This window comes from Bradyrhizobium jicamae (assembly GCF_001440395.1).
Classification (GTDB): domain Bacteria; phylum Pseudomonadota; class Alphaproteobacteria; order Rhizobiales; family Xanthobacteraceae; genus Bradyrhizobium; species Bradyrhizobium jicamae.
Map to the genome: position 1 here is coordinate 45,517 of NZ_LLXZ01000097.1, position 8,508 is coordinate 54,024.

Below are 8,508 nucleotides of genomic sequence, written 5' to 3' on the forward strand. Positions count from 1 at the left end.
GAGACCTACCGTCCCGCGTCCAATCGCCATGGCGCAACTTCCTTGGCAATCATCTTGAAGATCTCGCCTGATATCGCCTCTTGATAGCCAGCCGTCAAAGGCTGCTGCTTTCCCTGGACCACCTTCAGACGCATTGGGGTGCCCTCCAGCGCAGCTTCAAATATCTCGCCCAGAAGGCGCTTGCAGTCGTCCTCTTCGGCCTGCGAGGGTGGACGATTGACTTGGACATGCGCCACGCACAAGCCGGGCTCGGCCCCGACATATATCGCTTCGATCCAATCGAACGTCGGCCAGATCAACTCGAACAGAGCAAGCTGGATTCCAGACAGCCTCTCAGCCAGGACGTCGCTCACGCCGCTTTCGCCTCCACGCTGTCGCAGAATTCGGCCAGCCGATCCGCCAGCCGCAGCGTCGCGGGGCTCGCATCGGGCGAGGCCATCAGCGCGATCTCCGTCTTGTCGATCGGTGCAAAGCCGTCTTTTGCGGTGAGCACGCGATGGCCGGGCTGGATCGCGATGTCGGAGAGGATGCTGAGGCCCAGCCCCGCGGCGACGGCGGCCTGGATGCCGGCGAGGCCTGAACTCGTATAGGCCATGTGCCAGGAACGGCCCGTGCTTTCGAGCGCATGAATGGCACGCGAACGATAAAGGCAACCGGAGGGAAAGCCGATCAGCGGTACCGAGCCGGAGTTGATGTCGACGGGATGGGTTTTGCTCGTGACCCAATGCACCTTCTCGGGCCACACCGCGATCGCGCCGTTCCCGCCTGCGTCGCGCTTGAGCAGCGCGAGATCGAGATCGCCGCGTTCGATGTCGCGCTTGAGATATGTGCTCTGGTCGGCGCGGACATCGAGCCGCAGCCCGGGACGCGAACGCGCAAAGGTCGCCAATAGTTTCGCGAGCCGATAGGCGGCAAAATCCTCGGGGATGCCGAGCCGCACCGCACCCTCGCTTTCGGGACGCGCCACGACGTCGCGCGCTTCTTCTGCGAGCGACAATAGCCGCCGTGCATAGGACAGCAGCCGTTCGCCGGCTTCCGTCGGCGTCACATCCTTGCCGTTGCGGTTGAGCAGCGGCTGGCCGACATCGTCTTCCAGCCGCTTGATCTGCTGGCTCACGGTCGATTGGGTGCGGTGGACGCGCTCGCCGGCGCGGGTAAAGCCGCCGGCATCGACGACGGAGACGAAGCTGCGCAGGAGCTCCAGATCGAGCATGGCAATGCTCCATTCATAAATCCACTGGATGTCAGTTTATCATTTAATTTCCAAATATCAAGGCGCGGGCCTAGATCATGGGGACAAGGAGATTTCCTATGTCGCTCGCGCCTTCGGTCGCGGTTCCCCGCACCACCTTCAACACACTTCCACTCTATATCGCGTTGTTCTGCCTGCTCTGGAGCTTTGCCTTCGTCGCCGGCAAGATCGGCGTCACAGACTGCCCGCCGCTGATCCTGCTCGCCGCGCGGTTTTCGCTGGCCGGCATCCTGATCCTCGGCATATCAGTGCTGCGCCGCGAGGAATGGGACCTGTCGTGGCGCGACGTCGCCGTGTTCGCGGCGCTCGGCGTTGCCAACAACGCGCTGTATCTCGGCCTCGGCTATACCGGGCTCAAGACGGTGTCCGCCGGTCTCGGCGGCCTGATCGTATCGGCCAATCCCGTCTTCATCGCGATGCTGGCGGCGCTGTTCCTCGGCGAAGCCCTGACCTGGCGTAAAGTGACCGGCCTCATGCTCGGCATGGCCGGCGTCGCCTTCATCGTCTGGCACCGCATGTCCGTCGGCACGGATGACTGGCATGGCATCCTGTTCACGCTGGCATCATTGGCTTCGATCGTCGCCGGCACCATCCTGTTCAAGGTGCTGGCGCCGAAGGGCTCGCTGTGGGTCGGCAACGGCATCCAGAACATCGCCGGCGGCCTTGCCGTGATGCCGTTCGCCTTCACGCTCTCCAGCGTCGGCGACATCGTGCCGAGCGCGCGGCTCCTGGGTGCGTTCGCCTTTCTCGTGCTCGGCGGCTCGATCCTCGCTTATCTGCTCTGGTTTCATCTCCTGAAAGTGTGTGGCGCGACGGCTGCGAGCGCCTATCATTTCCTGATGCCGCCGCTCGGCATGCTGTTCGCGTTCCTCGTGCTCGGCGAGCATGTCGAGTTTCGCGATCTGCTCGGGATCGTTCCGGTCGCGCTCGGCATCTACCTGGTGACGCGCCCTGCAGTCACCGCATCGGCCAACAAGAGGAGTGCGGCATGAGCCTGTCCATCACCCTGATCGGCGGTCCCACCGCGCTGATCGAGATCGACGGTTTTCGCCTTCTCACCGATCCGACCTTCGATGCGCCCGGCGAAGAGTATCAATGGCCGCATGTGAGGCTGGAGAAACTCGTCGGGCCCGCAATGAGCGCACGCGATGTCGGCGCGATTGACGCGGTGCTGCTGAGCCACGACCAGCACTCGGACAATCTCGATCATTCCGGCCGCGACTTCCTCAAGGACGCGATGCGCGTGCTGACAACGGAGGCAGGAGCCAAGCGGCTCGGCGGCAACACCGAGGGTTTTGCGCCCTGGGCATCGACCACCTTGAAGAAGGGCGGCCAATCCCTGACCATCACCGCGACGCCCGCCCGTCACGGGCCGGCCGGCATCGAACCGCTGTCGGGCGACGTCATCGGCTTTGTGGTCGAATCGAGCAAGGCGGGTAGCCGCCCGATCTACATCAGCGGCGATACCACCTGGTTCGATGGCGTGGCGGAAGTAGCAAAGCGTTTCAAGGCCGGCGTGGTGCTGCCGTTCGCCGGCGCAGCGCAGACCCGCGGTCCGTTCCATCTCACCATGGATACCAACGACACCATCGAGACGGCGCGCGCGTTTGCGGATGCGGTGATCGTGCCCGTGCATACCGACGGATGGAAGCATTTCCGCCAGAACGCGAACGATTTGCGCGCCACCTTCGACACGCTGGGCTTTGGATCGCGATTGCGGATTCTGCAGCCGGGCGTTGCGACGATCATCGAGCCGTTACGCGCCGCGTGACGTCGCCACTTGTCCGCCGGGCAATGCGGGGAGGCGTTCCTTTCAGGAACTTGTCCCCGCCAGCTTTGTTGTTGCCGCGGTGGAAACGCGCGGCATGGCAAATCGTACCTTATCGAATTCGAGGCATCTCAAGCGTACGAACTCCGGCCACGTCGAGCCGGCCGTGAAGGCCGAGCAAGCCCGTCGGTTTCGTTTCCGCGATGCACTGATGGCGCTTGGCCCCGGCCTGATCACCGGCGCGTCCGACGACGATCCGTCGGGGATCGGCACCTACAGCCAGGCAGGCGCCCAGTTCGGTTACGGCATCGGCTGGACCATGCTGCTGACCTTTCCGCTGATGGCGGCAATCCAGGAAATTTCCGCGCGGGTTGGCCGCGTCACCGGTCACGGCATTTCAGGCAATGCGTGCAGGCATTATTCGGCGTGGCTGCTTCATGTGGTGGTGACGCTGCTGTTCATCGCCAACACCATCAATATCGCGGCCGATCTCGGCGCGATGGCTGATGCCACCAAGCTGCTGATCGGCGGCCACAGCATCACCTATGTGCTGCTGTTCGGCGTGACCTCGGTCGCGGCGCAGATCTTCCTCGATTACAAGCGCTACGTCGCGGTGCTGAAATGGCTGACGCTCAGCCTGTTCGCCTACGTCGCCGCACTCGCCTTTGCGAAAGTCTCGTGGGGCGAGGCGCTCGCCGGCATCCTTTTCCCGCGCGTTGACTGGAGCTTTGACTATTTCACCACCATCGTCGCCATCCTCGGGACCACGATCTCGCCTTACCTGTTCTTCTGGCAGGCCTCGCAGGAAGCCGAAGACCAGCGCGTCGACAAGACCAAGCGGCCCCTGATCGAAAAGCATTATGGCGCCCGGCGCGAATTCAGCCGCATCCGCGCCGACACCATCGTCGGCATGTCGTTCTCCAACCTGATCGCGCTGTCGATCATCGTCACCGCGGCGGCGACGCTGCATGCGGCCGGCAAGACCGATATCAAGAGTTCGGCAGAGGCGGCCGAAGCGCTGCGTCCCATCGCCGGAGCCTTTGCGGAAGCGATTTTTGCGCTCGGCATCGTCGGCACCGGCTTGCTGGCGATCCCGGTGCTCGCGGGCGCCACGGCCTACGCCGTCGGCGAGGGGCGGCGATGGCCGGTCGGGCTCGCGCGCAAGCCAAAGGAAGCGGCCGCTTTCTATGCCGTGCTGGCGCTGTCGGCCGGGATCGGCATTGCGCTGAATTTCACGCCGATCAACCCGATCTCGGCGCTGTACTGGAGCGCCGTCATCAACGGCGTGCTCGCGGTGCCGGTGATGGTGCTCTTGATGTTCATGGCGCGCCGCAGGGACGTGATGGGCAGGTTTGTGGTGAAGGGCCCGGTGTATTGGCTCGGGTGGCTGTCGACGGGGGCGATGCTGTTGAGTGTGGTGGCGATGGGCGTGGGGTTTTTTGTTTGACGTCATTCCGGGATGGTCCGAAGGACCAGACCCGGAATCTCGAGATTCTCAGGTGCAATTGCGCACCATAGTTCGATGCTTCGCATCGCCCCGGAATGACGAACGCAACCGCCTCAATCCTTCCTGAACACGATCGACGCCATCCATCCCGTCATCAGCGCCATGAAGGCTGTGACGAGGCCATAGACAAACCCGTTCTGACGCGCGGTGGTGGCGACGAACTGTTCGAAACCGACCTTGACGATTTCGAACGCCGTATCGGTCTTGGCCACCAGCGCACCGTCGGCAAACAGCTTGATCTCGACGTTATAGAGGCCGATCGGCACCTCGGCGGGCAGGGGAATCCCGGTGCGGAACAGCGTCGGCGTCAGGAACGTCACCGCCGAGGTCTCCTCGCGATAGAGGCCGTGCTGCTTGCGCAGCCGCACAAAGGCGCTGCGGAACGCATCATCAGGCACGACGTCGGCGTAGTCGCCGCCGACGCGCTGGGTCAGGAGCACGTTATTGAGTCCGAGTTGCTGCCGCCGCTGCACTTCGGGCGACGCGATGGCGTCGAACGGCCGGTTGGAGAACAGCGCCAAGTAGGTCGGAACGCGCAGGAACTGCCGGGAGTCGGTGTTGATCCAGATCCCGAAGCGGCGCTCCTTGCGCCGCGTCACCATGTCGGCGCGCGGGCCGGCCACGGTCACCACCAGATCGTAACTGCGATTGGCCGGCGTGTTGGCGTCCTTCTCCACCGAACCGAACAGCACCAGTTCCTCGCCGGAATAGTTCGGCGTCACGGTAACGCGGTGGTTGGACACCGACACGATCAGCCGTTCGGCCTGCGCCGGCGAGGCGGCGAGCACGGCGCCCAGCGCAAGCCATCCGAGCATGAGGATGAGGCGCGTGGTCATCCCGTCACCCCCGTCTCGCGAATGGTGAAGAGATCCTCGGGCCGGATCACCAGTTCGACGGCGAAACGGACGCCGACGGCGAGCACCAGCAGGCCGAGCAGGAGCCGCAGATGCTCGCCGCGGATCTTTTGCCCTGCACGCGCGCCGAACTGGGCCCCGGTGACGCCGCCGACCATCAGGATCAGCGCCAGCACCGCATCGACCAGGTGGTTGGTGACCGCGTGCAGCATGGTGGCGAACACCATGGTGACGAGGGTGAGCACCATCGAGGTGCCGATCACGGTCGAGGTCGGCACCCGCAGCACGTAGATCAACAGCGGCACCAGGATGAAGCCGCCGCCGATGCCCATCACCGCGCCGATGAAGCCGATCAGCAGGCCGATCACGACCACGGGAATGACCGACAGATAGATCTTCGAGCGCTTGAAGCGCATCTTCAGCGGCAGGCCATGGATCCAGACATGGCTGCCCGGGCGGCGCGTGGTCACAGGTCCGCCGCGGCGGGCGCGCAGCAGCGCCCGCAGGCCTTCCCAGAACATCAGGCCACCGACGGTGGTCAGCAGGATCACGTAGGACATCGCGATCATGAGATCGAGCTGACCGAGCGAGCGCAGCAGCGTGAAGGTAAAGACCCCCAGCGCCGTGCCTATACTGCCGCCGGTCAATAGCACCGCCGCCAGCACCGGATCGATGGCGCGCCGTCGCCAATAGGAGAGCGCGCCGGAGAACGAGGAAGCCGCGATGTGGCTGGCGACGGAGGCGACCGCGACCGCAGGCGCGATGCCGACGAAGATCAGAAGCGGCGTCATCAGGAACCCGCCGCCGATCCCGAACATGCCGGAGACGAACCCGACCGCGGCGCCCATCGCCAGGATGAGGAAAACATTGACGGGAATGTCGGCGATCGGGAGGTAGAGCTGCACGCGCGTCTGCTTTTGTAGCTTTTGCCGCAAGAGACGGCCGGGAGGCCGCTTCACGGCATGGTTTGTCTTGTGTTTGCCGGCAGTGGGAGCCGGTTCGCGCATGCACCTTTGCGTGCGCAGGGCCGGTTCCCGCGTCTTTGCATAACTGAATTCGGTTGCGTGAGGGACGAAAAATGCCCCGGAAGGCAAATTTTTGCCTGATGTGTCCGTGTGGGAACGCGCGGGATTATTCCGGGGCCGTGACCGGTTCGGCGTATCAGGGAATTGCCCGGCTCAGGGCTTTGCGAGCTGCTCGGTGACGAGGTTCATCGCCAGAGCCTGCTTGGGGCTGAGCCAGCGAATATCCCGCGTCTCCGACATCGCTTCCACGATGGAGGACGAGACCCCCATTTTGGTCATGTAGCCCAGCACGGCGCCTGATATCCGCTGAGCCTCTGCGACGGGGTCGTCCACGGGTCTGGTTGTGACAAAGCGATGAACACCCAATGCCGAGCCCAATACGCCGTAGCGGGTCTTGCCCCCGGCATAGGCGAGCACGCAGGCGCTGGCGCAATAGCCGGGCTTGACGCGGCCGGAAGCATCCGTGCTGCCGACCGCGGTCGCCAGCGACCGCGACCGGATGATCTCGCCCATGATCACGGCCTGGCTCAGATCGCCGCCGGGGGAGGCCAACAACACGATGTCGCCAGGCGCGAGATTGGCCTGGTCCAGCCTGGTGCGAAACCAGCTTGCGGCAGCGGGGCCGATCGTGCCGCTGACGAACAGCGCGCGGCGTCCCCGGCTCGAACCGTCGAGATAGAGCGTGTCGACCACCTGGGATGTCAGGCTTGGCGAGACGTATTGGTCCTTCCAGTAGGTCCAGGCATCCGGCTGCGACAGGTCCCGGTAGGCGCGAATGCAGACGCCGGAGACCAGCAGGATGAAAATGGCGATCGACCAGAAATGCCGTTTGAGGAGGGGCGCCCGAGGTGGCGGCGCCGGTGGCCGACCGGGGGGAATGCGCGGCGGCGTGATCGCAGGGCCTGTCGGCGACCTGCGGAAGCGGTTTTCCCCGTTCTGGCTATCCTCGGTTGACAATCGATCCTCTCTGCAAGCCGTCCCCGTTTGGGGGCGGCCGCGGTCCATTGTACGAATTTATGGTCGAGGATGTGGCGGCGACAGCAGCGCGGCGTCGCGACCTGGAATTAAATTTAATTAACGGCCGCGGTGCGCTTGGACGGCGCCGGCTTGACGGCGGGCTTGCCCGTGGCGGCCGGTGCTGAATCCCAGCCGCCGGCGGGAGAGGCGACGTTGACGGCGTCTTCGGGCTGCGGCTCCACGCTGAAGGTCTGGATCGCGAGCCTGGCCGCCGCCAGCGACTGGGCATCGAGCCGCTTGGCGACATCGTCGCGCTTGCGGCCGGCGTCCGCATCGCCCTGGGCGGCTGCGAGGCTGAACCATTTGAAGGATTCCGCGAGGTTCTGTTCGACGCCGATGCCGCGGGCATAGAGGATGCCGAGGTTGAACTGGCTGTCGGCAACGCCGCGATCGGCCGCCTTGCGGAACCAGATCGACGCGCTCTTGTAGTTGGCGCCCTTGCCGCCGCCGTCGGCGTCGAGCACGGCCAGATTATGCATCGCCTTGGCGCTGCCGCGTTCGGCCGCCTGCAGATAATAACGCCGCGCGATATCGACGTCCTTCTTCACGCTCAGGCCCTTCTCGTAGAAGGTGCCGAGCCGGAACAAGGCGGGCACCACGCCGGCCTGGGCTGCGCGGTCGTACCATTTGGCGGCCTCGTCGAGATTGGACGCAACGCCCTTGCCTTCGGCAAAGCGCACGCCGATCTCGTAGGCCGCGGCCGGGTCGCCCTTCAGCGCGGCAGCGCGCAGCGCCGGGCCGCCGATCGCCTCGGGCAGCCGCTCGGTCGAAGGCACCACAGCCATCGCAAGCTTGCCGCCGGTTGCCGGGAGGGTCGCAATCGTGCCGGTAACGTCATTGGATGCCGCCGGAGGCGTGATCGCCTGAGGCAGGGCCGAGATCCGTGCCGCATCCAGGGTGTTGGGTGCGGAAGAATTGTTCGACTGCTTCTCGACCGGCGTCGGTGAAATCATCGAGGGCGCGGGTGCCGCGGGCATGGCGGGCGCGGGCCGGACGCTGGTCTCCGAAGGTGCCGGGGCCTGGGCCGGCGGCGCCGGCTCGCTCGACTGTTCGAACATCGGCAGTTGCAGCACGCTGCCGGTATC

9 protein-coding genes are annotated in these 8,508 nt (G+C 64.9%); 3 read left to right on the forward strand and 6 right to left on the reverse strand.

Going from position 1 to position 8,508, the window contains the following annotated elements; all coding sequences use genetic code 11:
- Positions 1-5: 5 nt before the first annotated feature.
- Positions 6-353, reverse strand: a complete 348-nt coding sequence (locus tag CQ12_RS15445) for a hypothetical protein (protein WP_057836152.1) — start codon at positions 351-353, stop codon at positions 6-8.
- Complete coding sequence (locus tag CQ12_RS15450) at positions 350-1,213, reverse strand: LysR family transcriptional regulator (protein ID WP_057836153.1); 864 nt, start codon at positions 1,211-1,213, stop codon at positions 350-352. Before CQ12_RS15450 ends, CQ12_RS15445 begins: the two co-directional genes overlap by 4 nt.
- A 98-nt stretch (positions 1,214-1,311) precedes the next feature.
- On the opposite strand from CQ12_RS15450, the gene CQ12_RS15455 reads away from it, so the two are divergent.
- The 3 genes from CQ12_RS15455 (at position 1,312) to CQ12_RS15465 (ending at position 4,467) form a co-directional block, all read left to right on the forward strand.
- The gene (locus CQ12_RS15455) at positions 1,312-2,244 is read left to right on the forward strand and encodes a DMT family transporter (RefSeq protein ID WP_057836154.1); all 933 of its coding nucleotides are present in this window, start codon (positions 1,312-1,314) and stop codon (positions 2,242-2,244) included.
- Complete coding sequence (locus tag CQ12_RS15460) at positions 2,241-3,023, forward strand: MBL fold metallo-hydrolase (protein WP_057836155.1); 783 nt, start codon at positions 2,241-2,243, stop codon at positions 3,021-3,023. The genes CQ12_RS15455 and CQ12_RS15460 overlap by 4 nt, the downstream gene beginning before the upstream one ends.
- A 94-nt stretch (positions 3,024-3,117) precedes the next feature.
- Positions 3,118-4,467, forward strand: a complete 1,350-nt coding sequence (locus CQ12_RS15465) for an Nramp family divalent metal transporter (protein WP_245309931.1) — start codon at positions 3,118-3,120, stop codon at positions 4,465-4,467.
- A 113-nt stretch (positions 4,468-4,580) separates the two neighbouring features.
- On the opposite strand, the gene CQ12_RS15470 is transcribed toward CQ12_RS15465, so the two are convergent.
- The 4 genes from CQ12_RS15470 to CQ12_RS15485 form a co-directional block, all read right to left on the reverse strand.
- Positions 4,581-5,342 carry a TIGR02186 family protein gene (locus tag CQ12_RS15470; protein ID WP_157088240.1) on the reverse strand — a complete coding sequence of 254 codons (762 nt, stop codon included), beginning with the start codon at positions 5,340-5,342 and terminating at the stop codon, positions 4,581-4,583.
- A gap of 17 nt (positions 5,343-5,359) precedes the next feature.
- Entirely contained in the window at positions 5,360-6,286 is a 927-nt protein-coding gene (locus tag CQ12_RS15475) for a sulfite exporter TauE/SafE family protein (RefSeq protein ID WP_057836167.1), read from the reverse strand.
- Positions 6,287-6,559: 273 nt separating this feature from the next.
- Positions 6,560-7,363: a COG3904 family protein gene (locus CQ12_RS15480; protein ID WP_057836157.1), complete on the reverse strand. Its 804-nt coding sequence runs from the start codon at positions 7,361-7,363 to the stop codon at positions 6,560-6,562.
- 113 nt (positions 7,364-7,476) lie between these two features.
- Positions 7,477-8,508 (reverse strand): tetratricopeptide repeat protein (locus tag CQ12_RS15485; protein WP_198164161.1); only part of this gene is annotated, 1,032 nt, incomplete at its 5' end.

Coding starts and splice junctions, on each gene's coding strand:
- CQ12_RS15450 (WP_057836153.1), bottom strand. CDS start 1,213: ATGCTCGATCTGGAGCTCCTGCGCAGCTTCGTCTCCGTCGTCGATGCC.
- CQ12_RS15465 (WP_245309931.1), top strand. CDS start 3,118: ATGGCAAATCGTACCTTATCGAATTCGAGGCATCTCAAGCGTACGAAC.
- CQ12_RS15460 (WP_057836155.1), top strand. CDS start 2,241: ATGAGCCTGTCCATCACCCTGATCGGCGGTCCCACCGCGCTGATCGAG.
- CQ12_RS15470 (WP_157088240.1), bottom strand. CDS start 5,342: ATGCTCGGATGGCTTGCGCTGGGCGCCGTGCTCGCCGCCTCGCCGGCG.
- CQ12_RS15455 (WP_057836154.1), top strand. CDS start 1,312: ATGTCGCTCGCGCCTTCGGTCGCGGTTCCCCGCACCACCTTCAACACA.